Consider the following 25,691-nt stretch of genomic DNA (forward strand, 5'->3'; position numbering starts at 1 on the left):
TAAGAAAATGAGTCAAAAAATCAGAATAAAATTAAAATCTTACGATCACAATTTAGTAGACAAGTCTGCTGATAAGATTGTAAAAACAGTAAAGAGTACGGGTGCTGTTGTAACTGGGCCAATTCCATTACCAACACACAAGAAAATTTTCACTGTTTTACGTTCGCCACACGTAAATAAAAAGTCAAGAGAACAATTTCAATTAAGCTCTTATAAGCGTTTACTTGATATTTATTCGTCATCATCTAAAACAATTGATGCTTTGATGAAACTTGAATTACCAAGTGGTGTTGAAGTAGAGATAAAAGTCTAATTCAGAATCCAGAATTCAGAATTCTGAATTAGTTAAAATGTCCCACCGATGTGGTCGCGGGAAAAACGGAAAAATGCAGTTCAAGGTCGAAATGTGTTTTGGCCTTGAATTTTTAATAACAAATAGTAATAATTAATAAATAGTAAATATGTCTGGGTTAATAGGAAAGAAAATCGGTATGACCAGCATCTTTGATGAAAATGGAAAGAACATTCCATGTACAGTAATCGAAGCAGGTCCATGTATCGTTACCCAAGTCAGAACTGAAGAAGTTGATGGTTATAATGCTGTTCAATTAGGTTTCGATGACGCGACAGAAAAAAGTGCTACTAAAGCTGACTTAGGTCATGCTAAAAAAGCAGGGACTTCTGTAAAACGCAAGGTTATTGAATTCAAAGGTTTTGACAAGGAGTACAAATTAGGTGATGCAATCACTGTAGAACACTTCAACGAAGGAGAATTTGTTGATGTATCGGGAACATCTAAAGGAAAAGGATTCCAAGGTGTTGTAAAACGTCACGGATTTGGAGGTGTGGGTCAAGCTACCCACGGTCAACATAACCGTTTAAGAGCGCCAGGATCAATTGGTGCTGCGTCATATCCTGCTAGAGTATTCAAAGGCATGAAAATGGCCGGAAGAATGGGTGGTGAAAAAGTGAAAGTTCAAAATTTAAGAGTTTTAAAAGTAGTTGCTGAAAAGAACCTGCTTGTTGTTAAAGGTTGCGTACCTGGACATAAAAACTCTTATGTAATTATTCAGAAGTAATGAAAGTAGCAGTTTTAGATATAAACGGAAAAGACACAGGTAGAAAGGCAGACCTTTCTAATGATGTGTTTGCTATAGAACCTAATAATCATGCTGTGTATTTGGATGTTAAGCAATATTTAGCAAACCAAAGACAAGGAACTCACAAATCCAAAGAGCGTAGTGAGATTGCTGGTAGTACACGTAAGATTAAAAAGCAAAAGGGGACTGGTACTGCTAGAGCAGGTAGTATTAAGTCTGGTGTATTTAAAGGAGGAGGTCGTATGTTTGGACCAAGACCTAGAAATTATAGTTTCAAACTTAATAAAAATCTTAAGCGTTTAGCACGTAAATCGGCGCTAAGTATTAAAGCTAGTGAGAAGTCTATCGTGGTATTAGAAGACTTTAATTTTGAGTCTCCAAAAACGAAAAACTTTACCGCAGTGCTAAAAGCCTTAAACTTAGAAGGTAAAAAATCTTTGTTTGTGTTGGGTGGTTCAAATAATAATGTATATTTGTCATCGCGCAATTTAAAAGGTTCTGAAGTTGTAACTAATTCAGAATTAAGCACTTATAAGATTTTGAATGCAAATCAAGTAGTGCTTTTAGAAGGTGCTTTAGAAGGAATTGAAACAAACTTAAGTAAATAAGAAACAGATGAGTATCTTAATTAAACCTATAATCACAGAAAAAGCGACTACAGATAGCGAGTTAAGAAACTGTTATACGTTTTCGGTGAATACAAAGGCGAACAAGGTAGAAATTAAAAAAGCAGTAGAAGCTGCTTATGGTGTTTCTGTTGAAAAAGTTCGTACTATAAATGTCCGTCCAGATAGAAGAACCCGTTATACAAAAACAGGTATTCAACATGGTAAAACAAATGCTGTTAAAAAGGCAATTGTACAACTGGCGGAAGGTGAAATGATTGATTTATACAGTAACATGTAATTAGACAAGAATGTCAGTAAGAAAATTAAAACCAATCACACCAGGTCAGCGTTTTAGAGTAGTTAATGGATTTGACGCCATTACTACTGATAAGCCGGAAAAGAGCTTGCTCGTTCCGAATAAAAGATCTGGTGGTAGAAACAGTCAAGGAAAAATGACCATGCGCTATATCGGTGGTGGTCATAAAAGAAAGTATCGTATTGTCGATTTTAAAAGAGACAAAGCAGGAATTCCTGCTGAAGTGAAGTCGATACAATACGATCCAAACAGGACAGCTTTTATCGCTTTGTTAAACTATCAAGACGGCGAGAAAAGATACATTATTGCCCAAAATGGTTTGCAAGTTGGTCAAAATGTAGTGTCTGGATCTGAAGGTATTGCTCCTGAAATAGGAAACGCAATGCCGTTAAGCCAAATTCCATTAGGAACTATTATTTCTTGTGTTGAGCTAAGGCCAGGGCAAGGTGCGGTAATTGCACGTAGTGCCGGAGCATTTGCTCAATTAATGGCTAGAGATGGTAAGTTTGCTACAATTAAGTTGCCATCGGGAGAAACGCGATTAATTTTAGTTAATTGTATGGCTACTGTAGGAGTTGTTTCTAACTCAGATCATCAGTTGTTAGTGTCTGGTAAAGCAGGTAGAACAAGATGGTTGGGTAGAAGACCTCGTACTAGACCGGTAGTTATGAACCCTGTCGATCATCCAATGGGTGGTGGTGAAGGACGTGCTTCTGGAGGACATCCAAGATCTAGAAAGGGTATCCCTGCTAAAGGATTTAGAACACGTTCTAAAAAGAATCCAACTAACAAATACATTGTAGAACGTAGAAAGAAATAAGACATGGCAAGATCATTAAAAAAAGGACCTTACGTTCATTATAAATTAGAAAGAAAAGTAGCTGCTAATGTTGAAGCTGATAAAAAGACAGTAATCAAGACTTGGTCTAGAGCCAGCATGATTACTCCAGATTTTGTTGGGCAGACAATTGCAGTGCACAATGGCCGTCAATTTGTGCCTGTTTACGTTACAGAAAATATGGTAGGTCATAAATTAGGAGAATTTTCACCAACACGATCGTTTAGAGGTCATGCAGGTGCTAAAAACAAAGGTAAAAAGTAGTAAGCTATGGGAAGTCGTAAAAAACAAATGGCAGACGCTATTAAGGAGAGAAAAAAGCATGTTGCTTTTGCGAAGCTTAATAATTGTCCTACATCTCCAAGAAAAATGCGTTTAGTAGCCGATTTAGTAAGAGGTGAACGCGTAGAAAAAGCACTTAACATATTAAAGTTTAGTCAAAAAGAAGCATCTAATCGTTTAGAGAAATTGTTATTGTCTGCAATCGCAAACTGGCAATCTAAAAATGAGGATGCTAATATTGAAGAGGCCGAATTATTTGTAAAGGAAATTAGAGTAGATGGCGGATCTATGTTAAAGAGATTACGTCCAGCTCCTCAAGGTCGTGCACACAGAATAAGAAAACGTTCTAACCACGTAACAATTGTAGTTGGAGCAAACAATAACACACAAAGCTAAGATAGAAGTATGGGACAAAAAACAAATCCAATCGGAAATCGCTTAGGTATTATCAGAGGATGGGAATCTAATTGGTACGGAGGTAATGATTATGGAGATAAGCTTGCCGAAGATGACAAAATTAGAAAGTACGTTCATGCACGTTTATCAAAAGCTAGTGTATCCAGAGTAATTATAGAGCGAACCTTAAAACTTGTAACCGTTACTATCACTACGGCTCGTCCAGGTATCATTATTGGTAAAGGCGGTCAAGAGGTAGACAAGTTAAAAGAAGAGCTTAAAAAGATTACAGGAAAAGAAGTTCAGATTAACATCTTTGAAATTAAGAGACCTGAACTAGATGCATTTTTAGTAGCATCAAGTATTGCACGCCAAATAGAAAACAGAATTTCTTATCGTCGTGCGATAAAAATGGCTATTGCTGCTACAATGCGTATGAATGCTGAAGGAATAAAAGTTCAAATTAGTGGACGTTTAAATGGTGCTGAAATGGCACGTTCTGAACACTACAAAGAAGGACGTATTCCTTTATCGACCTTTAGAGCCGATATTGATTATGCTTTAGTTGAGGCACACACTACTTACGGTAGATTGGGTGTTAAAGTATGGATCATGAAAGGTGAAGTATATGGTAAAAGAGAACTTTCTCCGCTTGTTGGATTGTCCAAAAAGCAAGGAAAAGGTGGAGCCGGAGGGCGTGGAAATTCAAAACCTCGTCGTAGAAAGTAATTTTTTATAAAGTAAAGAAAAATGTTACAGCCTAAAAGAACAAAATTTCGTAAGCAACAAAAAGGACGTATGAAAGGACTTTCCCAAAGAGGGAATCAACTTTCAAACGGAACTTTTGGTATAAAAGCATTAGACTCTCAATTTATTACATCACGCCAAATAGAGGCTGCACGTATTGCCGCTACACGTTACATGAAAAGAGAAGGGCAACTTTGGATTAAAATATTTCCAGACAAGCCAATTACTAAGAAACCTCTTGAAGTACGTATGGGTAAAGGTAAAGGTGCCGTTGAGTATTGGGTAGCAGTTGTAAAACCAGGACGTGTGCTTTTTGAAGTAGGAGGAGTGCCAATTGAAATTGCAAAAGAAGCATTGCGATTAGCAGCTCAAAAACTACCGGTTAAAACTAAGTTTATAATTGCTCGCGATTACGAAGCATAATTTATTTGATATTATGAAATGAGCTATTAATAATTTCGAGTTAATGAAACTATAAATGGCGAATTACATCTGACCAAAGTAAAAAATAAGATTTACAGATGAAACAATCAGAAATTAAAGAATTATCTACCGCTGAGTTACAGGAAAAACTTGGTGAGACAAAAAAGAGCTATTCAGACTTAAAATTAGCTCATGCAATATCTCCTTTAGAAAATCCAATTCAGCTACGTACAATTAGACGTACTGTAGCAAGAATTGCGACGGAATTAACTAAAAGAGAATTACAATAATTCTGCGAAAGATGGAAACAAGAAATTTAAGAAAAGAACGTATAGGAGTTGTTACAAGTAACAAGATGCAAAAATCCATTGTGGTTGCAGAGGTTAAAAAAGTAAAACACCCTATGTATGGTAAGTTCGTGTTAAAAACAAAAAAATATGTTGCACACGACGAAACAAACGATTGCAATATTGGAGATACTGTAAGGATCATGGAGACAAGACCTTTAAGTAAATCTAAATGTTGGAGATTAGTTGAAATCATAGAAAGAGCTAAGTAATTATGGTACAGCAAGAATCAAGATTAAAAGTAGCAGATAACACTGGAGCAAAAGAAGTATTGACAATACGTGTTCTAGGTGGTACTAAAAGAAGATATGCTTCTGTAGGAGACAAAATAGTTGTTTCTGTAAAAGATGCGACACCTAATGGAAACATTAAGAAGGGTGCGGTATCTACAGCAGTTGTTGTACGTACTAAGAAAGAAGTAAGAAGACCTGATGGATCTTATATTAGATTTGATGATAATGCTTGTGTGCTTTTAAACCCTGCGGGAGAAATGAGAGGTACACGTGTATTTGGTCCTGTTGCTAGAGAACTTCGTGATAAACAATTCATGAAAATTGTATCATTGGCACCTGAAGTGCTTTAATGGATTATTAAGATGACAAAGCTTAAAATAAAAACTGGAGATACTGTTAGAGTGATTGCCGGAGACCATAAAGGAGCCGAAGGTAAAGTTCAAAAGGTATTAATAGCGAAAAACAAAGCCATTGTAGAAGGCGTAAACTTGGTGAAGAAACATACTAAGCCAAGTGCACAAAACCCTCAAGGTGGTATCGTAGAAAAAGAAGCTGCAATCCACATTTCTAACTTATCACTGTTAACTTCAAAGGGAGAAACAACACGTGTTGGGTATAGAGTGGAAGGCGATAAGAAAGTAAGATTTTCAAAAAAATCTAATGAAGTAATATAGTTATGGCATATTCACCTAGACTTAAAGAAGAGTATAAAAGCAGAGTTATTGCAGCTCTCACAGAAGAATTTGGATATAAGAATGTTATGCAAGTTCCAAAACTAGAAAAGATAGTGATATCTAAAGGTGTTGGAGCTGCAGTAGCAGATAAAAAGTTAATCGACTACGCAGTAGAAGAATTAACAACAATATCCGGACAGAAAGCTGTAGCTACAATATCTAAAAAGGACGTTGCATCATTTAAATTGCGTAAAGGGATGCCAATTGGCGCTAAAGTAACTTTGCGTGGAGAAAGAATGTATGAATTTTTAGATCGTTTAGTTACTTCGGCCTTACCACGTGTGAGGGATTTTAGCGGAATTAAGGCAACTGGTTTTGACGGAAGAGGTAATTACAACCTTGGAGTTACCGAACAAATTATTTTTCCAGAGATAAATATTGATAAAGTTAATAAAATCTCAGGAATGGATATTACATTTGTAACTTCTGCAGAGACAGATAAAGAAGCAAAATCATTATTAACTGAATTAGGGTTACCTTTTAAAAAGAACTAAGACATGGCTAAAGAATCAATGAAAGCCCGCGAGGTAAAAAGAGCTAAAACAGTAGCGAAGTATGCTGAGAAACGTAAAGCTTTAAAAGAAGCAGGCGATTACGAAGCATTACAAAAGTTACCTAAAAACGCTTCCCCAATTCGCATGCATAATAGATGTAAATTAACAGGGAGACCTAAAGGATACATGAGAACTTTTGGTATTTCACGTGTAACGTTTAGAGAAATGGCCAATCAAGGTCTAATTCCAGGTGTTAAAAAAGCTAGTTGGTAAAATATTTTAAATTGGTTATAGGTTCAAATAGAAATAGTTCTTTTTGAAAACCATAACCGCAAATCAATAATTATGTACACAGATCCTATAGCGGATTATCTTACAAGAATTAGAAATGCAGTGCGTGCTAACCACAGAGTGGTTGAGATACCTGCATCTAATTTAAAAAAGGACATCACTAAAATATTATTCGAGCAAGGATATATTTTAAGTTACAAGTTCGACGATTCTACAGTACAAGGAACTATTAAAATAGCTCTTAAGTACAATAAAGAAACTAAAGAACCTGTAATTAAAAAGATTCAAAGAATAAGTAAACCAGGTTTACGTAAGTATGCAAGTTCTAAAGAGCTACCTAGAATTCTTAATGGTCTTGGTATTGCCATCGTTTCTACTTCTCATGGAGTAATGACAGGTAAACAAGCCAAAAGAGATAATGTAGGTGGTGAAGTATTGTGTTACGTTTACTAAAAAGAAAGAGATATGTCAAGAATAGGAAATAATCCAGTAGCAATCCCAGAAGGTGTTACAGTTGATATAAAAGACGGTGTAGTTACAGTAAAAGGCAAATTAGGAGAATTAACTCAAAATTACGATACTGTTGGTATTACCGTAGAAGATGGTAATGTTTTGGTAACACGTTCTTCAGATTCTAAAGATCAAAAAGCTAAACATGGTTTATACAGATCATTGATGCATAATATGATTGAAGGTGTATCTAAGGGATGGACTAAAGAGTTAGAGTTGATTGGTGTAGGTTATAGAGCATCTAATCAAGGACAAAAATTAGATTTAGCATTAGGGTTTTCACATAATATAGTTTTAGAAGTTGCTCCAGAAGTTAAGGTTGAGACTATTTCTGAAAAAGGGAAGAATCCAATTGTTAAACTAACTTCTCATGATAAACAATTAGTTGGTCAAGTAGCAGCGAAGATTCGTGGTTTTAGAAAGCCTGAACCTTACAAAGGAAAAGGAATCAAGTTTGTTGGTGAAGAAATAAGAAGAAAAGCAGGTAAATCAGCTTAATAATTAAGTTATGGCATTGACAAAGAACGAAAGAAGACTAAGAATAAAAAACAGAATCCGTAAGATTGTTTCTGGAACAGAAGCAAGACCAAGATTAGCTGTTTATAGAAGTAATAAAGAAATTTATGCTCAATTGGTAGATGACGTAACTGGTAAAACTATCAGTGCTGCATCTTCCAGAGATAAAGATATTAGTTCTGCGAAAGCAACTAAAGTTGAAGTGGCTAAATTAGTAGGTAAAGCACTTGCTGAAAGAGCTTTAAAAGCTGGTGTAGAAGCTGTCTCTTTTGATAGAGGTGGTTACTTATACCATGGTAGAGTAAAATCATTAGCTGAAGGAGCTAGAGAAGCAGGACTTAAATTCTAAGAAATTATGTATCGTAAATACAAAAGCGCAGAGTTAGTAAAACCAGGTGGATTAGATCTTAAAGATCGTTTAGTTGGTGTACAAAGAGTAACAAAAGTGACCAAAGGTGGTAGAGCATTCGGTTTTTCGGCAATTGTTGTAGTTGGTGACGAAGCTGGTGTTGTAGGGCAAGGTTTAGGAAAGTCTAAAGATGTTGCAAGTGCTATTGCAAAGGCAGTTGAAGACGCTAAGAAAAACCTTGTTAGAATTCCTATTATAAAAGGAACGTTACCACACGAGCAAAAAGGTAAATTTGGTGGAGCAAGAGTAAATATTATTCCTGCTGCTCCTGGTACTGGAGTAATTGCAGGTGGCGCAGTTAGAACTGTTCTTGAGGCCGTTGGAGTACATGATGTACTATCAAAATCCCAAGGATCGTCTAACCCTCATAATGTGGTAAAAGCAACATTCGATGCTTTATTACAGTTAAGAGATGCTAATGCAATAGCTAGAGATAGAGGTATTACACTTGAAAAAGTTTTTAACGCTTAATAACATCAAAGATGGCAAAAATTAAAGTAACAAAAGTTAAAAGCGCTATCAATCGTACGCAAAGACAAAAAAGAACATTAGAAGCTTTAGGTCTTAAAAAGATTGGTCAAGTAAAAGAGCATGAAGCTACACCAAATATTCTTGGTATGGTTGCTAAAGTTTCACATTTAGTTTCTGTAGAAGAAGCTTAAAAATATAAACTGAAAAATGGATTTAAGTAATTTAAAACCTGCAGAAGGTTCAGTAAAAAGCCAAGGGAAGAGAGTAGGTAGAGGACAAGGTTCTGGAAAAGGTGGTACTGCGACTCGTGGTCACAAAGGAGCTAAATCACGTTCTGGCTATTCTAAGAAAATTGGATTTGAAGGTGGGCAAATGCCTATTCAAAGACGAGTTCCTAAGTTTGGTTTTACCAACATTAACCGTGTGGAATACCAAGGTATTAACTTGGATACTTTACAACAATTGGTTGATGATAAGAAAATAGGTGATACGGTAGATTTTGAAACACTATTTGCTAATAATTTAATTGGGAAAAATGATCTGGTTAAAATATTGGGTAGAGGAGAGTTAAAAGCAAAATTAAAAGTATCTGCACATAAGTTTTCAGCCTCAGCAAAAGCTGCTATTGAAGCTGCTGGAGGAGAAGCAGTAACGTTATAAGACCTTATTAAACGTATGAAATTTATAGAATCGTTAAAGAATGTTTGGAAAATAGAGGAACTAAGAAACAGAATCATTGTAACCTTGAGTCTGCTTTTAGTTTATCGTTTTGGTGCCCAAGTGGTATTACCAGGTATAGATGCTTCGCAATTAGAAGCTCTAGGTGATAATACTGAACAAGGTATTTTGGGATTGCTTAATGCCTTTACAGGAGGTGCATTTGCTAATGCGTCCGTTTTTGCATTGGGTATCATGCCATACATTTCTGCTTCTATTGTTGTACAGTTAATGGGGATTGCAATTCCTTATTTGCAAAAGTTACAAAAGGAAGGAGCAAGTGGACAGAAGAAAGTCACTCAAATAACAAGGTGGTTAACAATCGCTATTTGTTTGTTACAAGCACCGGGTTATTTGGCTAGCTTGCCAAGTTTAGGGATTCCTCAAAGCGCGTTTTTATTAGGAACAGGGCCATTGTTTTATTTTTCATCGGTATCTATTTTAGTTACAGGCTGTATTTTTGCCATGTGGTTAGGAGAGAAGATCACCGATAAAGGAATTGGTAATGGTATTTCCTTATTAATTATGGTAGGTATTATAGCTAGATTACCTCAGTCATTTTTACAAAATGCCGCAACTAGGTTAGAGGGTAACAATATTATGTTGATTCTTTTTGAGTTAGTTATTTGGTTTGTTATCATTTTGGCTTCTATTATGCTTGTAATGGCAGTTAGAAGAATAGCCGTTCAGTATGCAAGACGTACAGCATCTGGAGGCTATGAGAAAAATGTTATGGCTGGATCTAGACAATACATTCCTTTAAAACTTAATGCATCTGGAGTGATGCCTATTATCTTTGCTCAGGCCATTATGTTTGTGCCTGGGTTAATAGGAGGTTTAGATTCTTTAAAGGACTCAGCAATAGGACAATGGCTTCAAACAGAGTTTGGAAATAACATGTTTGGTTTTTGGTACAATTTAGTATTTGCGTTATTAATTATAGTATTTACATATTTCTATACAGCAATTACAGTACCAACTAACAAAATGGCTGACGATTTAAAGCGTAGTGGTGGTTTTATTCCGGGTATCCGCCCTGGTTCTGAAACATCAGAATATCTTGATAAAATAATGTCTCAAATTACCTTGCCAGGTTCCATATTCTTAGCAATTATAGCTGTGTTCCCAGCTGTTATTGTACAACTTATGGACGTACAAGCTGGGTGGGCCTTGTTTTTCGGAGGAACCTCATTATTAATCATGGTTGGAGTTGCAATTGACACTATGCAACAGGTAAATTCTTACTTGTTGAATAGACATTACGATGGCTTGATGAAAACAGGTAAAAATAGAAAAGCAGTAGCTTAATTATTATACTATGGCAAAACAAGCAGCAATAGAACAAGATGGAACTATAATAGAAGCGTTATCAAACGCTATGTTCCGTGTTGAATTAGAAAATGGTCACATTGTGACTGCACACATCTCAGGTAAAATGCGTATGCATTATATAAAATTATTACCAGGGGATAAAGTTAAATTAGAAATGAGTCCTTACGATCTAACGAAGGCTCGAATAACTTATAGATACTAATACGATGAAAGTAAGAGCATCAGTAAAAAAAAGAAGTGCAGATTGTAAAATCGTGCGTAGAAAAGGTAGACTTTACGTAATTAACAAAAAGAATCCTAGATTTAAACAAAGACAAGGATAAATTAGAAGTCATTAGAGTTTAGAGGTTAGATGAATCTGTTTGAAATAGAAATGTTTAGGATTCTAACAACTAAAAACTAACAACTAGAAACAAAAATGATATGGCAAGAATTGCAGGTGTAGACATACCAAAAAACAAAAGAGGTGTTATCTCTTTAACTTATATCTATGGAATAGGTAAAAGTAGAGCAAAAGAAATTTTGGCAACAGCTAAGGTTGATGAAAGTACAAAAGTACAAGACTGGACTGACGATGAAATTGGAAATATTCGTGAAGCAGTAGGAATTTATACAATTGAAGGAGAATTACGTTCTGAGACGCAATTAAACATTAAGCGACTAATGGATATTGGTTGTTATAGAGGAATTCGTCATAGAGCTGGTCTTCCATTAAGAGGTCAACGTACTAAAAACAATTCTAGAACTAGAAAAGGTAGAAGAAAAACTGTTGCTAACAAGAAAAAGGCAACTAAATAATAATTAGAAATTTAGTCTTTAGTATTTAGACGTTGGAAAGAATCTGTTTGAAATTATTTAGGTTTAGGATTCTAGCGACTATCACTAACAGCTAAAAACTAGAAAATATGGCAAAAACAAGCACTAAAAAACGTAAAGTTATTGTAGACTCTGTTGGTGAAGCTCACGTAACAGCATCTTTCAATAACATTATCATTTCACTTACCAATAAAAAAGGAGACGTTATTTCTTGGTCTTCTGCTGGTAAAATGGGATTTAGAGGTTCTAAGAAAAATACACCTTATGCAGCACAATTAGCGGCCGAAGATGCAGCTAAAGTAGCTCAAGAAGCAGGCTTGAAAAAAGTAAAAGTTTACGTTAAGGGGCCTGGAAATGGTAGAGAGTCTGCTATTCGTTCCATTCACAACTCTGGTATTGAAGTAAGCGAGATTATCGATGTTACCCCATTACCACATAATGGATGTAGACCTCCTAAGCGTAGAAGAGTATAACAAATTACGATTCTAGATTTTCGATTGAAGATATTTTAATCATATCTCATAAATCAAAAATCGACAATAAAATTAATATCATCTGATTCACAGATGGTATTAATTTTTTGTATAAATTTGCAAACCGAAAAATAATATTAACAAGTATCAAAACAAGAGATTACTGGTTATCGAAGGATAAGATTTAGACCTTAATTCATAACTACTCTTAAAAACTCAATTTAAAATGGCAAGATATACTGGTCCTAAAACTAAAATAGCTCGTAAGTTTGGAGAAGCTATTTTTGGAGAAGATAAATCTTTTGAAAAAAGAAATTATCCTCCAGGTCAACACGGTAACGCTAAGCGTCGTGGAAAAAAATCTGAATATGCAATCCAATTAATGGAAAAGCAAAAAGCAAAATACACTTACGGTGTATTAGAGCGTCAATTCAGAAACATGTTTAAGCGTGCAAGAGCTGCACAAGGTATTACCGGTGAGGTGTTATTACAACTATGTGAGTCTAGATTGGATAATGTAGTTTACAGAATGGGAATTGCCCCATCAAGAAGTGCTGCTAGACAATTAGTATCTCATAGACACATAATTGTTAATGGTGAATTGGTAAACATACCATCATATTCTTTAAAAGCTGGAGATGTAGTAGCTGTAAGAGAAAAATCTAAATCTTTAGATGTAATTACGCAATCTTTGGCTAATTCAAATCATGTTTACGAATGGATTACATGGAACAATGATACCATGCAAGGAACCTATGTTGCTGTTCCCGCTAGAATTCAAATTCCAGAAAACATAAATGAACAATTCATAGTCGAATTATATTCTAAATAATAAATTAACAACATTGGTATTTAGCCAAAGGGTTTATTCGTACTTCTTCAAACTTATAAACCGCGCAACTAAATAACAATTAAAACGAAGAAAAATTATGGCAGTATTTAATTTTCAGAAGCCTGACAAAGTAATCATGATCGATTCAACCGATTTTGAAGGCAAATTCGAATTTCGCCCTTTAGAACCTGGTTATGGATTAACAGTAGGTAACGCATTAAGAAGAGTTCTACTTTCATCTTTAGAAGGATTTGCAATTACATCGGTTAAAATTGAAGGTGTAGATCATGAATTTTCTACAATTGCTGGTGTTGTTGAAGATGTAACAGAGATCATTTTAAACTTAAAGCAAGCTCGTTTTAAAAGACAGATTGACGATATTGATAACGAATCTGTTTCTATATCAATTTCTGGTCAAGATCAAATTAAAGCGGGTGATTTCCAAAAGTTTATTTCAGGATTCCAAGTATTAAATACCGAATTGGTTATTTGTAACTTAGATCCTAAGGTAAACTTTAACTTAGAGATTACTATTGAGAAAGGTAGAGGTTATGTGCCTGCAGAGGAAAATAAAAAGGCTGCTGCACCTATAGGAACTATCTTTACAGATTCAATATACACGCCTATAAAGAATGTTAAGTACAGTATAGAGAACTACCGTGTAGAACAGAAAACTGATTATGAAAAATTGGTTTTTGAAATTATTACAGACGGTTCTATTACACCTCAGGATGCTTTAACAGAAGCGGCTAAAACATTAATTCATCACTTCATGTTATTCTCTGATGAGCGTATTACATTAGAGGCGGATGAAATAGCACAAACTGAAACATATGATGAAGAATCTTTACATATGAGACAGTTACTTAAAACAAAGTTAATCGATATGGATTTATCGGTGCGTGCGCTTAACTGTTTAAAAGCTGCTGAAGTAGATACATTAGGAGACTTGGTGTCATTCAATAAAAATGACTTGATGAAGTTCCGTAATTTTGGTAAAAAATCATTAACAGAGCTGGAAGAGCTTGTAAGCGTTAAAGGTTTAAACTTTGGAATGGATTTAAGTAAATACAAATTAGATAAAGATTAATTAATTTCTTCATAGTTTGCTCCCCAAAAGGGTAGAGGCAAGATGAAGACTAAATGAAATGTCATGAGACACGGAAAGAAATTTAACCATTTAGGAAGAAAAACAGCCCACAGAAAATCAATGTTGGCTAATATGGCTTGTTCTTTGATTGAGCACAAACGTATCAATACAACTGTAGCTAAAGCAAAAGCTTTAAAGCAGTTTGTTGAGCCTTTGATTACAAAATCAAAAGAAGATACAACGCATAACAGACGTATTGTAATGTCTCGATTGAGACAAAAAGATGCAGTTACAGAGTTGTTTAGAGATGTAGCTACAAAGATCGCTGATAGACCAGGTGGTTATACTAGAATTATTAAGTTGGGGAATCGTTTGGGAGATAACGCAGACATGGCTATGATAGAGTTGGTAGATTATAATGAAATCTACAACGCGGGACAAGCTAAGAAGAAAACAACAAGACGAAGCAGAAGAGGTGGTTCTAAACCGGCAGCTGCTCCAGTTGTTGAAACTAAAGCAACCAACGAAGAGGAAGAATAGATGTTAATATACATTTTAAATATAAAGGATAAACTATTTTAGTTTATCCTTTTTTTTGTGCAATTTTGCAAAACTTTTTTATCGAATAAATGAAATATCAAAAAAGACAAAATGCCATTATCCTTTTGGCAGACGGTACTATTTTTTATGGAAAAGCTGTAGGTAACAAGCAAGGAACTTCATTTGGAGAAGTGTGCTTTAATACAGGTATGACTGGGTATCAGGAAATTTTTACCGATCCTTCTTACTACGGCCAATTGATGGTAACAACCAATGCTCATATTGGGAATTACGGAACTAATGCTGATGAAATTGAGTCAGATTCTATTAAAATAGCAGGCTTGATTTGTAAAAATTTTAGTTACGATTATTCTCGAGATGCGGCAGATAGTTCACTAGAGACATTCTTGAATGATAATAACCTTTTGGCAATATCTGATGTTGATACTAGAGCTTTGGTAAGTTATATTAGAGACAATGGAGCTATGAATGCTGTTATATCTACCGATGTTGATAATGTTGATGAATTGAAGAAGCAATTGGCTGAAGTGCCAAACATGAATGGTTTGGAATTGGCATCAAAAGTCTCTACAGATGAACCTTATTATTTCGGTGATGAAAATGCGACTTATAAAGTAGCAGCTCTAGACATTGGCATCAAGAAGAATATTTTACGAAACATTGCTAAGCGCGATGTTTATATAAAGGTGTTCCCTTATAATGCAACGTTTGAGGAGCTGAGTAATTGGAACCCTGACGGTTATTTCTTGTCTAATGGACCAGGTGATCCAGAACCTTTAAAAGAAGCACAAGCTTTAGCTAAGGAAATTATTAAAAGAGATTTACCTTTGTTTGGTATTTGTCTTGGTCATCAGGTAATTGCAATTGCAAATGGTGTGTCGACATATAAAATGCATCATGGGCACCGTGGTATTAACCATCCAGTAAAGAATCTTGTTACGGGTAAAGGTGAGATTACATCACAGAATCACGGATTTGCAGTTAATAGGGAAGAAGCCGAATCGCATCCCGATTTAGAAGTAACCCACATGCATTTAAACGATCATACTGTGGCTGGATTGGCTATGAAAAGTAAAAATTGTTTTTCAGTTCAATACCATCCCGAAGCTAGTCCTGGTCCCCATGACTCTTCGTATCTTTTCGATCAGTTTATTGAAAATATAAAGAAAAGCAAATAAATAATTGGCCCTCAAGAAAGAAACCTTTTTTGAGGGCTTTATTTTACTAAAACGTTATAGAGGTGATTTTGGGTATTTCTTTAAAAACCTCTAAAATTAAACAAGATTTAACCGTAAATTTGAAGTAATAAAAGTTAAAAAATAAGACATATGAGTGCAATAATTAATATCCATGCAAGACAAATTTTAGATTCCAGAGGGAACCCCACAGTAGAGGTAGACGTTGTAACAGAAAATGGTATTTTAGGTAGAGCAGCAGTTCCTTCGGGAGCATCAACTGGTGAGCATGAAGCTGTCGAATTACGAGATGGTGGTAATACTTATATGGGCAAAGGCGTATTAAAAGCAGTTGAAAATGTCAATTCTATTATAGCCGACGAATTATTAGGCGTATCAGTATTTGAACAAAATTTAATCGATCAAATGATGATTGATTTAGATGGAACTTCAAACAAATCAAAATTAGGTGCCAATGCGATTCTTGGAGTGTCTTTGGCAGTAGCTAAAGCAGCTGCATCAGAGCTAGGATTACCATTATACCGTTATGTAGGTGGTGTTTCGGCCAATACGCTTCCGTTACCAATGATGAACATTATTAATGGAGGTTCGCATAGTGATGCTCCAATAGCGTTCCAGGAGTTCATGGTTATGCCTGTAAAAGCAAATAATTTTACGCACGCTATGCAAATGGGAACCGAAATATTCCATAACCTTAAGAAAGTATTGCACGATAGAGGTTTGAGCACGGCTGTTGGTGATGAAGGTGGATTTGCTCCTACTTTAGATGGTACTGAAGATGCTATCGATACTATTGCAAAAGCTGTAGAAAAGGCAGGTTACAAATTTGGAGACGAAGTTAAAATTGCCTTAGATTGTGCTTCAGCCGAATTTTATGAGAATGGCGAGTATAACTACAAGAAGTTTGAAGGCGATAGCGGTAAGGTAAGAACCAGTAAAGAACAAGCCGATTATTTAGCAGAATTGGTTGAAAAGTACCCTATTATTTCTATTGAAGATGGAATGGATGAAAACGATTGGGAAGGATGGAAATACTTAACCGAAAAAGTTGGAGATAAAGTACAGCTTGTAGGTGATGATTTATTTGTAACCAATGTAGAGCGTTTATCTCGTGGTATTGAAAATGGTATAGCAAATTCAATTCTTATTAAGGTTAACCAAATAGGAACCCTTACAGAAACAATTGCGGCTGTAAATATGGCTCACAATGCAGGCTATACTTCTGTAATGTCTCACCGTTCTGGAGAAACCGAAGACAATACAATTGCCGATTTAGCAGTAGCATTGAACACTGGTCAAATAAAAACAGGGTCGGCTTCACGTAGTGATCGTATGGCAAAATATAACCAATTGCTTAGAATAGAAGAGGAATTGGCTGATGTTGCTTATTTCCCACAAGAAAAGGCCTTTAAAATAAAATAATAAACATTATGTTTTATGAAAAAAGCGATTATAAATTTTTTAATAATCGCTTTTTTTTTGAGGTATTTTTGCTAATATTTAAAATGGTTAAATCTTTGCAGGAAACCTTTAAAAACGGAGAGATATTTCGTAAATTAGCGACTCTCAAAATCAAAAAACAATTTTATATATATGTCAAAAACTGCCACTATAGAAATTAACGGTACAAAAAATGAATTTCCTTTAGTTACGGGAACAGAAAATGAAGTTGCAATAGATATTTCAAAGCTTAGAAGTGTAACAGGAGGCGTAACAACTTTGGATGCAGGATACAAGAATACCGGATCTTGTGAGAGTGAAATTACGTTTTTGGATGGTGAAAAAGGAATTTTAAGATATAGAGGATATTCAATAGAAGAATTGGCAGATAAAGCCGATTTTTTGGAGGTAGCTTTTCTTTTAATATTTGGAGAATTGCCTACTAAAGAACAGAGCGAAAAATTTCATGCAGATATTAAAGCACAGTCTATTGTAGATGAAGATGTAAAGAAGATTTTAGACGCCTTTCCTAAGTCGGCGCACCCAATGGGAGTTATAGCGTCGTTAACAAGTGCCCTAACGGCATTTAATCCCTCTTCGGTAAATGTAGATTCCGAAGAAGATATGTATAAGTCGGTGGTTAAAATTTTAGGGAAATTCCCTGTATTGGTTGCATGGACATTCCGTAAGAAGGAAGGACTGCCATTAGATTATGGAGATAAAAACTTAGGTTATGTAGAAAATATCTTAAAAATGATGTTTAGACAGCCTAATGAAGAGTATGTTCAAAACAAAATTTTAGTAGACGCGTTAGATAAGCTTTTGATTCTTCATGCTGACCATGAGCAAAACTGCTCTACATCTACCGTTCGAATCGTGGGGTCATCACACGCAGGTTTGTTTGCTTCATTATCAGCAGGTATATCTGCTCTATGGGGACCGTTACATGGTGGGGCGAATCAAGCTGTTTTAGAAATGCTCGAAGCTATTAAGTTAGATGGAGGTGATACCAAAAAATATATGGCTAAGGCAAAAGATAAGGCAGATCCATTTCGTTTAATGGGCTTTGGTCACCGAGTATATAAGAATTTCGATCCTAGAGCTAAGATTATTAAGAAAGCAGCAGATGAAGTATTAGGTGATTTGGGTATTGAAGATCCTATCTTAGATATCGCCAAAGGCTTAGAGCAAGAAGCTTTAAACGATGATTATTTTGTTAAGCGAAAATTATATCCAAATGTAGATTTTTATTCAGGAATCATTTATAGAGCAATGGGAATTCCTACCGATATGTTTACGGTTATGTTTGCATTAGGGCGCTTGCCAGGATGGATTGCGCAGTGGAGAGAAATGCGTTTACGTAAAGAACCAATTGGAAGACCAAGACAAGTATATATTGGAGAAACTCACAGATCCTTTGTTTCTATTGATGAAAGGTGAAAGCAAAGTTGTTTAAAAAAATAAGAAGCTTCATAACTAATACTTATGGAGCTTTTTTATATTTACAGCATGTTAAAACTCCACATAAAAAACGAGACTGCAAGATTGCGTGCGGTTATTTTAGGAACAGCCGAAAGCAATGGGCCAATTCCTAAAATAGAGGATTGTTATGATCCTAAAAGTATTCAGCATGTATTAGAAGGCACCTATCCAACGGAAGCCGATATGGTTCTTGAAATGGAAGCAGTGGCAGCTGTATTTAAAAAATATGACGTTAAAGTTTTTAGACCAGAGGTCATTAAGGACTGTAACCAAATTTTCTCACGAGATATAGCCTTTGTAATTGAGGACAAAATAATTAGAGCGAACATCCTTCCCAATAGAGAAAAGGAAATTCGGGCAATACAATATGTTTGGGATCAAGTTGATAGTAACAATAGAATTATTTTACCAGAGGAATGCCATGTTGAAGGAGGCGATGTTATGCCTTGGAACGACTATATATTTATAGGAACTTATTCGGGAGAAGATTACCCTGAATTAATTACAGCTAGAACCAATATGGATGCGGTTATAGCCATTCAAGAATTATTTCCAAACAAGACTGTGAAGCCATTTGAACTCAGAAAATCTAATACAGATCCAAAGGAAAATGCATTACATTTAGATTGTTGCTTTCAACCAATAGGAAAGGACAAAGCCATTATCCATAAAAATGGGTTTTTAATTGAAAGAGAATATGAGTGGCTGGTTGATTTCTTCGGAAAAGAAAATATTTTTGAAATTGCAAAGGACGAAATGTATGACATGACCAGTAATATATTTTCTATTTCTGAAGATGTTGTTGTTTCCGAAAAGAATTTTACGAGGTTAAACAACTGGTTGCGTAACCATGGTTTTACTGTTGAAGAAGTACCCTATGCTGAAATATCGAAACAAGAGGGTATGTTACGTTGCTCTACTTTACCCCTAATTAGGGATTAATTAAGGTTTTAAAGCAGTTACTTCTATTTCAATTTTCATTTTACTATCGGCTAAACCAGCATTTATCATAGTAGCAGCAGGGCGTATGTCTCCAAAATACTTTTTTAGTACGGGCCAACATTGCTTAAAATCATCTGCATTTGGAAGTATGTAAGTTACTCTAACCACATTAGTTAAAGATGCGTCTGCCTTTTCTAGGGTTTCTTTAATGTTTTTTAAACACTGTTCGGTTTGTAATACCAAGTCATCACTAATAGTCATGGTTTTATAATCATATCCTGTGGTACCAGATACAAAAATCCATTTGCCTTGAACAACAGCTCGAGAATATCCTATTTCAAATTCAAAGGGCGATCCTGTACTTATTAATTTTCTAGCCATCATTTTTTGTTTTAAAATTAATTATTTGTCCGTGCTCACCATATTATTGGTTAAAAGTGCCTAACTAAGTTCGTTTATTTTTATGAGAAAATCAAGTGTTATGAAAATTCGATTTTAAGTTTTCTCAAAAGAAAATGATGGATTTTTGTGCTAGACAAAAAAGAAAATTAAACATAGCTGCCAATTACGATTTATTTTTGTGATGAGTTCATAGTGTAAAAAGGCGTGTTTTATGTGTGTAAGTTTAAAGTTGAAATGGTATTAAGCATAGTAAAAAGTCATAATTTTGTTGAAACTAAAACTGTTTTATATAATGCTACAGACAACAAATACTATTTTAATGATTCGACCTGTGAATTTCAGGATGAATGAGCAAACAGCAGTTAATAATTATTATCAGAAGGTATTGGGTAGTGTATTACCAGAAACGGTAAACACCAAAGCCCAGCAGGAGTTTGATGCTTATGTTGAGAAGTTAAGAGGTATAGGGGTTAATGTTGTTGTTGTTAGTGATACAGAGGAAAGCGATACGCCTGATTCAATCTTTCCTAATAATTGGATTTCATTCCATGAAAACGGAACAGTTAGCTTGTATCCTATGTTTGCTGAGAATAGGCGTTTAGAACGACGAGAGGACATTTTAGATGTTTTAGAACAACAAGGTTTTGTAATTAAAGATATTGTCGATTATACTAGTGCAGAAGAAGCTAATGTTTTTCTAGAAGGTACTGGTAGTGTAATATTGGATCGTGAGAACCGTAAGGCGTATTGTGCATTGTCTGCCAGAGCTGACGAGGATTTGTTTGTTGAGTTTTGTGAAGATTTTGAATACACCCCCGTTATTTTTACCGCTTATCAAACTGTCCAAGGAAAGCGCAAAGCTATTTACCATACTAACGTTATGATGTGTTTGGGAGAGACTTTTGCTGTAATATGTTTAGACAGCATAGACGATAAAAAGGAACGCAAAAACGTAATGGCTCATTTAAAAGAAAGCGGAAAGGAAATCATAGCTATTACAGAGGCACAGGTTAATCATTTTGCTGGAAACATGTTACAAGTAAGGGGAGGAGACAATAGGTTGTATTTAGTTATGAGTCAAGCAGCCTACAACGCGTTAACTACAGATCAAATAGCACGGTTAGAAAAGCATAATAAAATAGTGACCAGCTCTTTAGATACTATTGAAGCGTGTGGTGGTGGAAGTGCCCGTTGTATGATGGCAGAGGTGTTTTTACCTAAATCTTAAATTTAGATCGATTTAAGCTGGTTTAGATTTGGGAAGTTGTACATAAAATGTACTGCCTTCGTTTAGTGTGCTTTCAACCCAAATTTTACCATTGTTCAGTTCTATCAATTCTTTACAAATAGAAAGCCCTAAGCCAGTGCCTTTTTCGTTATTGGTACCAACTGTTGTAAACGTAGTATTACTAAACAGTTTTTCCATGTTTTCTTTAGAAATACCAATTCCAGTATCGGCTATGCTTACTATACAACTGCCATTACTAATATGATTAGAAATAGTTATGGTATCGCCACTTTTACAAAATTTCAGGGCATTGGCAAGTAAGTTTTGTATAACAATTTCAAACATGCTCCTGTCGGCATAAGCAAAATCACGTAATGAATGATCAACCAAGGCAATGCCCTTATTTTCCATACGTTTTTCAACGAGCTTTACTTTGTCTTCAAAAACCTCTTGAATGTCAAATAAACTGGGTTTTGGTTCTAAGGAATGCATTTGTGATTTAGACCAGTTTAATAAGTTGTATAAAAGTAATGAGGCATTATTGGCATTTTCGCTTAATTCGGGTATTAGATTGTCGAACTCCTCTTTTGATAAAGTGCCTTCTTGAAGCAAATTAATAAATCCGTTAATAGAGGATAAAGAGTCTTTTAAATCGTGAGATACTATAGAGAATAGTTTGTCCTTTACGTTATTAGCATTTTCAAGTTGTTCAGTTTGTTTTTGATAAGCTTCGTTTTGCAATTGAATTTTAATATTTTTTTCCTCTAATTCTTGAGTGTATTTTATGTTGCTATTACGTTTTATATAAATCAATATCAAAAAAGTAGAAACTATAGCAAAGGCCGCAAGAAGCAGATAAGAGATTAACTTAAAGCGATTAAGGGTTGTTCTATTGCCGCTGCCATTATTGTTTTGTGATAAATTTTCTATTACCTCATTGGATTTGTTAAAATCATTATTGGCATCTAAATCTGTTGTTTCTAGTGGAGATGCACTTCTACTAAGGTTTTCATTTGAAATTTGATTTTTTAAATCGTAATACCTTCGTTGCCATACAAAGGCACTGGCAAAATCCCTTTTAGTGGAATCTATAGCTTTCATTAATTTATACTGTTTCAGTAACTCTTCGTTATTTCCTAAATTTTTCGCTAGGGAACCAGCCTCAAGAAGTTGCTTTTCTGCCAGTATAAATTTTCGTTGTTGAAAGTTTAAATCACCCAAATTGATTAAGGTTGTTAACAATCCGGATTCGTTTTTGGTTCGTCTGTTAATTTGTAAGCCTTGAAGTAAATAGCCGGTAGCTTTTTCATAATCTCTAAATTTAAGATATTCACCTCCCAATTTTGGAAAAATGGCCCCACGAATGGAGTCATTATTGTTTCCTATACTTGCTATTACTTTTTCATAATATTCTATGGCTTTACGGTGTTCTCTTTTTATAGAATAAAGCTTAGCTAAATTACTTTGGCTGTTAATGATAGCAGATTTATCATTTAATACTTCTTGAAGATCTAAAGCTTTTAAATTAAACGCAATAGAATTGTCAATATCATTTACATTATAATAAGCCTCTGCAAGATTTGTATAGGCTGAAACCAGTTCGCTTTTTAAGTTTCGTTTCTTAAATGCATCAATGGCGGCTAACGAATATTGTAGTCCTTTAGTATAATTTCCACGTTTAATCTCTATTAAACCAATGCTGTTGTTAACCTTGGCAATTCCTAAAGTGTCATTTAAATCATTAAACAATGCTTTAGACTTTGAATAGTTGGATGTGGCATTGATATAATCGTTTTTTTGTGCAAATATCAATGCTCTGTAATAGGTGATTTCGGCAATCCCTTTTTTATAATTTAAAGAAGAAGCAAGTCTGTCACTTTCAATGATATATTTTAACGCTCTATCATAATCTTTTAAATCATAAAGTGATTTAATAAGATTTAAAGAAGTATCCACTTTTAAAGTGTCTTGACTCTGAAATGCTAATTGTATGGAAAGGCTGTCTAATTCCTTGGTTTGTGAAAAACTGTAGAAAGCAGATAAAAATATAATTATAATTAACGTAATTGTTTTTCTCATACAATGTATAAATTACAAATACTGTCGCTATAATTAAGGTATCTTACTTTGAGGGAAAAAAAGATTACTCTATTTAAGCTTAAAAAATGTTAGTGTCTAAAGTTTATTAATAGCTAATGGTTAAACAAAAGTTGGAAAAACTGTCTTTAAAAGCTAATTTCTCTGTTTTACTACCAAAAAATTAGATGAAATGAAGCCCTGAATTTTGAGAAATATCGACGAATAGATTAACGGCAAAAATCATAGAAAAACAACACTTTCATCGATGAAATGCACTCACACAATGCAGGTACTTTTTATCGCTGTGGTAATCCTTTGAATACAAATACTTTTAAGAGTATTTCTTGAGCCATTCCATTGCTATTTTAAATTTTCTCAAAAAATAAGGATTGACTTTATTATAATAGTGCAGCTGATCTATATTTTTTATCGGATACCACCGCCATTCGAAAGTTTGATTAAAGACCGCTCCGTTCTTAGATAAAAAAAACTAGTCTAGATTGTTTTTTCTTAAAAACCCTTCTTTTATTTATAAGGACATTTTTATAAAAGATGCTTTAATAAAAGTTTTATCTTTGTGCACTTAAAAAAAGTACTATTAATGAGCTTTCAAGAAACTTTATCAAGCCAAGTAAAACAAGCTGTTTTATTAAATTACAATATAACTATTGATGCCGTAGAATTTCAAGCAACCAGAAAAGAATTTGCAGGGGATATTACAGTTGTAATTTTTCCAATGTTACGTTTTATAAAAGGTAATCCGGTACAAATAGGAGAAGTAATTGGAGGCTATCTGGTTGAAAATGTTTCTGAAGTTAAAGCATTTAATGTTGTAAAGGGGTTTTTAAATATAGAAATAAGTGATGCTTATTTTATTAACTTTTTTAATAGTATTAAGGATGTAACTTCCTATGGTTTTGAAACGCCACAAGCTGGTGATAAAGCTATAATGGTAGAATATTCGTCGCCAAACACAAATAAGCCTCTGCATTTGGGGCATATTAGGAATAACTTGTTAGGCTATAGTGTTGCAGAAATTTTAAAGGCTTCAGGGAAAAAAGTTTATAAAACACAAATTATAAACGACAGGGGCATACACATTTGTAAAAGTATGTTGGCTTGGAAACGTTTTGGAAACGGAAAAACACCAGAGAGTACAGGGCTAAAAGGAGATAAACTAGTTGGGAATTATTATGTAAAATTCGATCAAGAATACAAAAAGGAAATAGAAGCTTTAGTGGCAAAAGGACAAACGGAAGAGGATGCCAAAAAAAATGCTCCTATTCTGTTGGAGGCTCAGGACATGCTCTTAAAATGGGAAGCTGGAGATGAAGAAACGGTCGCGTTATGGAAAAAGATGAATGGTTGGGTGTACGCTGGCTTTAATGAAACCTATAAAAATTTAGGAGTTGATTTTGATACCTTATACTACGAAAGCGATACGTATTTGTTAGGAAAAGAATTTGTCGCCGAGGGTTTAAAATCAGGCGTTTTCGTTAAAGAAGCAGATGGTTCGGTTTGGTGTGATTTAACCGAAGACGGTTTAGATAAAAAAATAGTACAACGTGCCGATGGGACTGCTGTATATATGACACAGGATATTGGCACGGCCATACAACGTATTAAAGATTTTCCTGATGTTGGAGGGATGGTATATACGGTTGGAAATGAGCAAGATTATCATTTCCAGGTGTTGTTTTTGATTCTGAAGAAGTTAGGTTTTGAATGGGCTAAAAACCTATACCATTTAAGTTACGGTATGGTAGACCTACCTAGTGGAAAAATGAAAAGTAGGGAAGGAACCGTAGTTGATGCCGACGATCTTATTGATGAAATGGCAGCTACAGCGGGGGAGATATCTGAAGAGTTAGGGAAATTAGATGGCTATACTGATGCAGAGAAACAGGAACTATACAAAGTTATAGGACTAGGGGCTCTAAAATATTATATCTTAAAAGTAGATCCCAAGAAACGTATCCTTTTCGATCCTAAAGAATCTATCGATTTTCAGGGGAATACAGGCCCTTTTATTCAGTATACTTATGCAAGAATCCAATCTATTTTAAGAAAGGCAGATTTCGATTATAGCACAACATTACATGCTGAAGGCAAGGTGTTAGCCGATAAAGAACGAGAACTAATTAAACAATTACAATTGTTTCCAGAAGTTGTTCAAAATGCTGCTGCACAACACAGTCCGGCATTCATTGCTAATTATACCTATGATCTGGTTAAAGAGTTTAACTCCTTCTATCAAAATATTTCCATTTTGGGAGCCGATAATGAAAATGATAAGGTATTTAGGGTGCAACTTTCAGAAAAAGTAGCGATGACTATAAAAAACGCATTTAAGATTCTTGGAATTCAAGTGCCAGAAAGAATGTAG

Annotated in this window: 37 protein-coding genes; 35 read left to right on the forward strand and 2 right to left on the reverse strand. The window is 34.8% G+C overall.

The genetic code is table 11. From position 1 onward, the window contains the following. The first annotated feature begins 7 nt into the window (after positions 1–7). From rpsJ to JF259_RS02210, 33 genes are all read left to right on the forward strand, one after another. A complete protein-coding gene (rpsJ, locus tag JF259_RS02050; protein WP_007650482.1) occupies positions 8–313 on the forward strand; it encodes a 30S ribosomal protein S10 in 306 nt (101 codons plus the stop codon). A 148-nt stretch (positions 314–461) separates the two neighbouring features. Next, positions 462–1,079 (forward strand): 50S ribosomal protein L3, encoded by a 618-nt coding sequence (gene rplC, locus JF259_RS02055; protein ID WP_199112765.1) that lies wholly within the window; start codon positions 462–464, stop codon positions 1,077–1,079. Beyond that, positions 1,079–1,708 (forward strand): 50S ribosomal protein L4, encoded by a 630-nt coding sequence (rplD, locus tag JF259_RS02060; RefSeq protein WP_199112767.1) that lies wholly within the window; start codon positions 1,079–1,081, stop codon positions 1,706–1,708. Before rplC ends, rplD begins: the two co-directional genes overlap by 1 nt. Before the next feature lie 7 nt (positions 1,709–1,715). After that, entirely contained in the window at positions 1,716–2,006 is a 291-nt protein-coding gene (rplW, locus tag JF259_RS02065; protein WP_199112769.1) for a 50S ribosomal protein L23, read from the forward strand. 10 nt (positions 2,007–2,016) lie between these two features. Next, complete coding sequence (gene rplB, locus JF259_RS02070) at positions 2,017–2,844, forward strand: 50S ribosomal protein L2 (RefSeq protein ID WP_199112771.1); 828 nt, start codon at positions 2,017–2,019, stop codon at positions 2,842–2,844. Positions 2,845–2,847: 3 nt separating this feature from the next. Beyond that, positions 2,848–3,126: a 30S ribosomal protein S19 gene (gene rpsS / locus JF259_RS02075; RefSeq protein ID WP_194766102.1), complete on the forward strand. Its 279-nt coding sequence runs from the start codon at positions 2,848–2,850 to the stop codon at positions 3,124–3,126. 6 nt (positions 3,127–3,132) lie between these two features. Continuing rightward, a complete protein-coding gene (gene rplV, locus JF259_RS02080) occupies positions 3,133–3,540 on the forward strand; it encodes a 50S ribosomal protein L22 (protein WP_199112779.1) in 408 nt (135 codons plus the stop codon). 9 nt (positions 3,541–3,549) lie between these two features. Then, positions 3,550–4,269 carry a 30S ribosomal protein S3 gene (rpsC, locus tag JF259_RS02085; protein ID WP_199112782.1) on the forward strand — a complete coding sequence of 240 codons (720 nt, stop codon included), beginning with the start codon at positions 3,550–3,552 and terminating at the stop codon, positions 4,267–4,269. Between the two features lie 21 nt (positions 4,270–4,290). After that, positions 4,291–4,710 (forward strand): 50S ribosomal protein L16, encoded by a 420-nt coding sequence (rplP, locus tag JF259_RS02090; protein WP_199112792.1) that lies wholly within the window; start codon positions 4,291–4,293, stop codon positions 4,708–4,710. 98 nt (positions 4,711–4,808) lie between these two features. Then, positions 4,809–5,000, forward strand: coding sequence for a 50S ribosomal protein L29 (gene rpmC / locus JF259_RS02095; protein ID WP_199112794.1), 192 nt, complete (start codon positions 4,809–4,811; stop codon positions 4,998–5,000). A gap of 11 nt (positions 5,001–5,011) precedes the next feature. After that, positions 5,012–5,269, forward strand: coding sequence for a 30S ribosomal protein S17 (gene rpsQ, locus JF259_RS02100; RefSeq protein ID WP_117172447.1), 258 nt, complete (start codon positions 5,012–5,014; stop codon positions 5,267–5,269). Positions 5,270–5,271: 2 nt separating this feature from the next. Then, complete coding sequence (gene rplN, locus JF259_RS02105; RefSeq protein ID WP_199112796.1) at positions 5,272–5,640, forward strand: 50S ribosomal protein L14; 369 nt, start codon at positions 5,272–5,274, stop codon at positions 5,638–5,640. Between the two features lie 12 nt (positions 5,641–5,652). Next, entirely contained in the window at positions 5,653–5,964 is a 312-nt protein-coding gene (gene rplX / locus JF259_RS02110) for a 50S ribosomal protein L24 (protein WP_199112798.1), read from the forward strand. A gap of 2 nt (positions 5,965–5,966) precedes the next feature. Beyond that, a complete protein-coding gene (gene rplE, locus JF259_RS02115) occupies positions 5,967–6,518 on the forward strand; it encodes a 50S ribosomal protein L5 (RefSeq protein ID WP_199112800.1) in 552 nt (183 codons plus the stop codon). Positions 6,519–6,521: 3 nt separating this feature from the next. Next, positions 6,522–6,791 carry a 30S ribosomal protein S14 gene (gene rpsN / locus JF259_RS02120; RefSeq protein ID WP_099563531.1) on the forward strand — a complete coding sequence of 90 codons (270 nt, stop codon included), beginning with the start codon at positions 6,522–6,524 and terminating at the stop codon, positions 6,789–6,791. Positions 6,792–6,863: 72 nt separating this feature from the next. Continuing rightward, positions 6,864–7,262 carry a 30S ribosomal protein S8 gene (gene rpsH / locus JF259_RS02125; RefSeq protein WP_166967730.1) on the forward strand — a complete coding sequence of 133 codons (399 nt, stop codon included), beginning with the start codon at positions 6,864–6,866 and terminating at the stop codon, positions 7,260–7,262. 12 nt (positions 7,263–7,274) lie between these two features. Further along, complete coding sequence (rplF, locus tag JF259_RS02130; protein ID WP_199112802.1) at positions 7,275–7,817, forward strand: 50S ribosomal protein L6; 543 nt, start codon at positions 7,275–7,277, stop codon at positions 7,815–7,817. Positions 7,818–7,827: 10 nt separating this feature from the next. Beyond that, positions 7,828–8,184 (forward strand): 50S ribosomal protein L18, encoded by a 357-nt coding sequence (gene rplR / locus JF259_RS02135; RefSeq protein ID WP_199112804.1) that lies wholly within the window; start codon positions 7,828–7,830, stop codon positions 8,182–8,184. Between the two features lie 6 nt (positions 8,185–8,190). Continuing rightward, positions 8,191–8,715 carry a 30S ribosomal protein S5 gene (gene rpsE, locus JF259_RS02140; protein ID WP_199112805.1) on the forward strand — a complete coding sequence of 175 codons (525 nt, stop codon included), beginning with the start codon at positions 8,191–8,193 and terminating at the stop codon, positions 8,713–8,715. An 11-nt stretch (positions 8,716–8,726) separates the two neighbouring features. Next, positions 8,727–8,906: a 50S ribosomal protein L30 gene (gene rpmD / locus JF259_RS02145; RefSeq protein ID WP_099563536.1), complete on the forward strand. Its 180-nt coding sequence runs from the start codon at positions 8,727–8,729 to the stop codon at positions 8,904–8,906. A gap of 16 nt (positions 8,907–8,922) precedes the next feature. Next, complete coding sequence (gene rplO, locus JF259_RS02150) at positions 8,923–9,375, forward strand: 50S ribosomal protein L15 (RefSeq protein WP_199112806.1); 453 nt, start codon at positions 8,923–8,925, stop codon at positions 9,373–9,375. 15 nt (positions 9,376–9,390) lie between these two features. Further along, entirely contained in the window at positions 9,391–10,740 is a 1,350-nt protein-coding gene (secY, locus tag JF259_RS02155) for a preprotein translocase subunit SecY (protein ID WP_199112807.1), read from the forward strand. A 10-nt stretch (positions 10,741–10,750) separates the two neighbouring features. Continuing rightward, a complete protein-coding gene (gene infA / locus JF259_RS02160; RefSeq protein ID WP_007094967.1) occupies positions 10,751–10,966 on the forward strand; it encodes a translation initiation factor IF-1 in 216 nt (71 codons plus the stop codon). 4 nt (positions 10,967–10,970) lie between these two features. Further along, positions 10,971–11,087 (forward strand): type B 50S ribosomal protein L36, encoded by a 117-nt coding sequence (gene ykgO / locus JF259_RS02165; protein ID WP_013305171.1) that lies wholly within the window; start codon positions 10,971–10,973, stop codon positions 11,085–11,087. Between the two features lie 100 nt (positions 11,088–11,187). Further along, positions 11,188–11,562 carry a 30S ribosomal protein S13 gene (gene rpsM, locus JF259_RS02170; RefSeq protein WP_199112811.1) on the forward strand — a complete coding sequence of 125 codons (375 nt, stop codon included), beginning with the start codon at positions 11,188–11,190 and terminating at the stop codon, positions 11,560–11,562. A 107-nt stretch (positions 11,563–11,669) separates the two neighbouring features. After that, the gene (gene rpsK / locus JF259_RS02175) at positions 11,670–12,053 is read left to right on the forward strand and encodes a 30S ribosomal protein S11 (protein ID WP_199112822.1); all 384 of its coding nucleotides are present in this window, start codon (positions 11,670–11,672) and stop codon (positions 12,051–12,053) included. Between the two features lie 226 nt (positions 12,054–12,279). After that, the gene (gene rpsD / locus JF259_RS02180) at positions 12,280–12,885 is read left to right on the forward strand and encodes a 30S ribosomal protein S4 (protein ID WP_199112830.1); all 606 of its coding nucleotides are present in this window, start codon (positions 12,280–12,282) and stop codon (positions 12,883–12,885) included. 97 nt (positions 12,886–12,982) lie between these two features. Continuing rightward, positions 12,983–13,975 (forward strand): DNA-directed RNA polymerase subunit alpha, encoded by a 993-nt coding sequence (locus JF259_RS02185; protein ID WP_199112832.1) that lies wholly within the window; start codon positions 12,983–12,985, stop codon positions 13,973–13,975. A 63-nt stretch (positions 13,976–14,038) separates the two neighbouring features. Further along, positions 14,039–14,515: a 50S ribosomal protein L17 gene (rplQ, locus tag JF259_RS02190; RefSeq protein ID WP_199112834.1), complete on the forward strand. Its 477-nt coding sequence runs from the start codon at positions 14,039–14,041 to the stop codon at positions 14,513–14,515. Between the two features lie 89 nt (positions 14,516–14,604). Then, positions 14,605–15,714, forward strand: a complete 1,110-nt coding sequence (carA, locus tag JF259_RS02195) for a glutamine-hydrolyzing carbamoyl-phosphate synthase small subunit (RefSeq protein WP_199112844.1) — start codon at positions 14,605–14,607, stop codon at positions 15,712–15,714. A gap of 150 nt (positions 15,715–15,864) precedes the next feature. Further along, positions 15,865–17,154 carry a phosphopyruvate hydratase gene (gene eno, locus JF259_RS02200; RefSeq protein WP_199112846.1) on the forward strand — a complete coding sequence of 430 codons (1,290 nt, stop codon included), beginning with the start codon at positions 15,865–15,867 and terminating at the stop codon, positions 17,152–17,154. A 171-nt stretch (positions 17,155–17,325) separates the two neighbouring features. Continuing rightward, positions 17,326–18,612, forward strand: a complete 1,287-nt coding sequence (locus JF259_RS02205; RefSeq protein WP_199112852.1) for a citrate synthase — start codon at positions 17,326–17,328, stop codon at positions 18,610–18,612. A gap of 69 nt (positions 18,613–18,681) precedes the next feature. Further along, the gene (locus JF259_RS02210) at positions 18,682–19,596 is read left to right on the forward strand and encodes a dimethylarginine dimethylaminohydrolase family protein (protein ID WP_199112853.1); all 915 of its coding nucleotides are present in this window, start codon (positions 18,682–18,684) and stop codon (positions 19,594–19,596) included. On the opposite strand, the gene JF259_RS02215 is transcribed toward JF259_RS02210, so the two are convergent. Next, positions 19,597–19,980 (reverse strand): RidA family protein, encoded by a 384-nt coding sequence (locus JF259_RS02215; protein WP_233164065.1) that lies wholly within the window; start codon positions 19,978–19,980, stop codon positions 19,597–19,599. A gap of 310 nt (positions 19,981–20,290) precedes the next feature. Between JF259_RS02215 and ctlX the strand changes: the two genes are divergently transcribed. Next, complete coding sequence (gene ctlX, locus JF259_RS02220; protein WP_199112854.1) at positions 20,291–21,226, forward strand: citrulline utilization hydrolase CtlX; 936 nt, start codon at positions 20,291–20,293, stop codon at positions 21,224–21,226. 12 nt (positions 21,227–21,238) lie between these two features. Here the strand turns inward: ctlX and JF259_RS02225 are convergent, their stop codons facing one another. After that, positions 21,239–23,305 carry a tetratricopeptide repeat-containing sensor histidine kinase gene (locus JF259_RS02225; protein ID WP_199112855.1) on the reverse strand — a complete coding sequence of 689 codons (2,067 nt, stop codon included), beginning with the start codon at positions 23,303–23,305 and terminating at the stop codon, positions 21,239–21,241. A 601-nt stretch (positions 23,306–23,906) separates the two neighbouring features. Between JF259_RS02225 and argS the strand changes: the two genes are divergently transcribed. Further along, a complete protein-coding gene (argS, locus tag JF259_RS02230; RefSeq protein ID WP_199112856.1) occupies positions 23,907–25,691 on the forward strand; it encodes an arginine--tRNA ligase in 1,785 nt (594 codons plus the stop codon).

It is taken from the genome of Snuella sedimenti (assembly GCF_016428595.1).
Classification (GTDB): Bacteria; Bacteroidota; Bacteroidia; order Flavobacteriales; family Flavobacteriaceae; genus Snuella; species Snuella sedimenti.

Excerpts from the sequence above, each read along its gene's own strand:
- rpsJ (WP_007650482.1), top strand. The coding sequence starts at position 8 with ATGAGTCAAAAAATCAGAATAAAATTAAAATCTTACGATCACAATTTA.
- rplC (WP_199112765.1), top strand. The coding sequence starts at position 462 with ATGTCTGGGTTAATAGGAAAGAAAATCGGTATGACCAGCATCTTTGAT.
- rplD (WP_199112767.1), top strand. The coding sequence starts at position 1,079 with ATGAAAGTAGCAGTTTTAGATATAAACGGAAAAGACACAGGTAGAAAG.
- rplW (WP_199112769.1), top strand. The coding sequence starts at position 1,716 with ATGAGTATCTTAATTAAACCTATAATCACAGAAAAAGCGACTACAGAT.
- rplB (WP_199112771.1), top strand. The coding sequence starts at position 2,017 with ATGTCAGTAAGAAAATTAAAACCAATCACACCAGGTCAGCGTTTTAGA.
- rpsS (WP_194766102.1), top strand. The coding sequence starts at position 2,848 with ATGGCAAGATCATTAAAAAAAGGACCTTACGTTCATTATAAATTAGAA.
- rplV (WP_199112779.1), top strand. The coding sequence starts at position 3,133 with ATGGGAAGTCGTAAAAAACAAATGGCAGACGCTATTAAGGAGAGAAAA.
- rpsC (WP_199112782.1), top strand. The coding sequence starts at position 3,550 with ATGGGACAAAAAACAAATCCAATCGGAAATCGCTTAGGTATTATCAGA.
- rplP (WP_199112792.1), top strand. The coding sequence starts at position 4,291 with ATGTTACAGCCTAAAAGAACAAAATTTCGTAAGCAACAAAAAGGACGT.
- rpmC (WP_199112794.1), top strand. The coding sequence starts at position 4,809 with ATGAAACAATCAGAAATTAAAGAATTATCTACCGCTGAGTTACAGGAA.
- rpsQ (WP_117172447.1), top strand. The coding sequence starts at position 5,012 with ATGGAAACAAGAAATTTAAGAAAAGAACGTATAGGAGTTGTTACAAGT.
- rplN (WP_199112796.1), top strand. The coding sequence starts at position 5,272 with ATGGTACAGCAAGAATCAAGATTAAAAGTAGCAGATAACACTGGAGCA.
- rplX (WP_199112798.1), top strand. The coding sequence starts at position 5,653 with ATGACAAAGCTTAAAATAAAAACTGGAGATACTGTTAGAGTGATTGCC.
- rplE (WP_199112800.1), top strand. The coding sequence starts at position 5,967 with ATGGCATATTCACCTAGACTTAAAGAAGAGTATAAAAGCAGAGTTATT.
- rpsN (WP_099563531.1), top strand. The coding sequence starts at position 6,522 with ATGGCTAAAGAATCAATGAAAGCCCGCGAGGTAAAAAGAGCTAAAACA.
- rpsH (WP_166967730.1), top strand. The coding sequence starts at position 6,864 with ATGTACACAGATCCTATAGCGGATTATCTTACAAGAATTAGAAATGCA.
- rplF (WP_199112802.1), top strand. The coding sequence starts at position 7,275 with ATGTCAAGAATAGGAAATAATCCAGTAGCAATCCCAGAAGGTGTTACA.
- rplR (WP_199112804.1), top strand. The coding sequence starts at position 7,828 with ATGGCATTGACAAAGAACGAAAGAAGACTAAGAATAAAAAACAGAATC.
- rpsE (WP_199112805.1), top strand. The coding sequence starts at position 8,191 with ATGTATCGTAAATACAAAAGCGCAGAGTTAGTAAAACCAGGTGGATTA.
- rpmD (WP_099563536.1), top strand. The coding sequence starts at position 8,727 with ATGGCAAAAATTAAAGTAACAAAAGTTAAAAGCGCTATCAATCGTACG.
- rplO (WP_199112806.1), top strand. The coding sequence starts at position 8,923 with ATGGATTTAAGTAATTTAAAACCTGCAGAAGGTTCAGTAAAAAGCCAA.
- secY (WP_199112807.1), top strand. The coding sequence starts at position 9,391 with ATGAAATTTATAGAATCGTTAAAGAATGTTTGGAAAATAGAGGAACTA.
- infA (WP_007094967.1), top strand. The coding sequence starts at position 10,751 with ATGGCAAAACAAGCAGCAATAGAACAAGATGGAACTATAATAGAAGCG.
- ykgO (WP_013305171.1), top strand. The coding sequence starts at position 10,971 with ATGAAAGTAAGAGCATCAGTAAAAAAAAGAAGTGCAGATTGTAAAATC.
- rpsM (WP_199112811.1), top strand. The coding sequence starts at position 11,188 with ATGGCAAGAATTGCAGGTGTAGACATACCAAAAAACAAAAGAGGTGTT.
- rpsK (WP_199112822.1), top strand. The coding sequence starts at position 11,670 with ATGGCAAAAACAAGCACTAAAAAACGTAAAGTTATTGTAGACTCTGTT.
- rpsD (WP_199112830.1), top strand. The coding sequence starts at position 12,280 with ATGGCAAGATATACTGGTCCTAAAACTAAAATAGCTCGTAAGTTTGGA.
- JF259_RS02185 (WP_199112832.1), top strand. The coding sequence starts at position 12,983 with ATGGCAGTATTTAATTTTCAGAAGCCTGACAAAGTAATCATGATCGAT.
- rplQ (WP_199112834.1), top strand. The coding sequence starts at position 14,039 with ATGAGACACGGAAAGAAATTTAACCATTTAGGAAGAAAAACAGCCCAC.
- carA (WP_199112844.1), top strand. The coding sequence starts at position 14,605 with ATGAAATATCAAAAAAGACAAAATGCCATTATCCTTTTGGCAGACGGT.
- eno (WP_199112846.1), top strand. The coding sequence starts at position 15,865 with ATGAGTGCAATAATTAATATCCATGCAAGACAAATTTTAGATTCCAGA.
- JF259_RS02205 (WP_199112852.1), top strand. The coding sequence starts at position 17,326 with ATGTCAAAAACTGCCACTATAGAAATTAACGGTACAAAAAATGAATTT.
- JF259_RS02210 (WP_199112853.1), top strand. The coding sequence starts at position 18,682 with ATGTTAAAACTCCACATAAAAAACGAGACTGCAAGATTGCGTGCGGTT.
- JF259_RS02215 (WP_233164065.1), bottom strand. The coding sequence starts at position 19,980 with ATGATGGCTAGAAAATTAATAAGTACAGGATCGCCCTTTGAATTTGAA.
- ctlX (WP_199112854.1), top strand. The coding sequence starts at position 20,291 with ATGCTACAGACAACAAATACTATTTTAATGATTCGACCTGTGAATTTC.
- JF259_RS02225 (WP_199112855.1), bottom strand. The coding sequence starts at position 23,305 with ATGAGAAAAACAATTACGTTAATTATAATTATATTTTTATCTGCTTTC.
- argS (WP_199112856.1), top strand. The coding sequence starts at position 23,907 with ATGAGCTTTCAAGAAACTTTATCAAGCCAAGTAAAACAAGCTGTTTTA.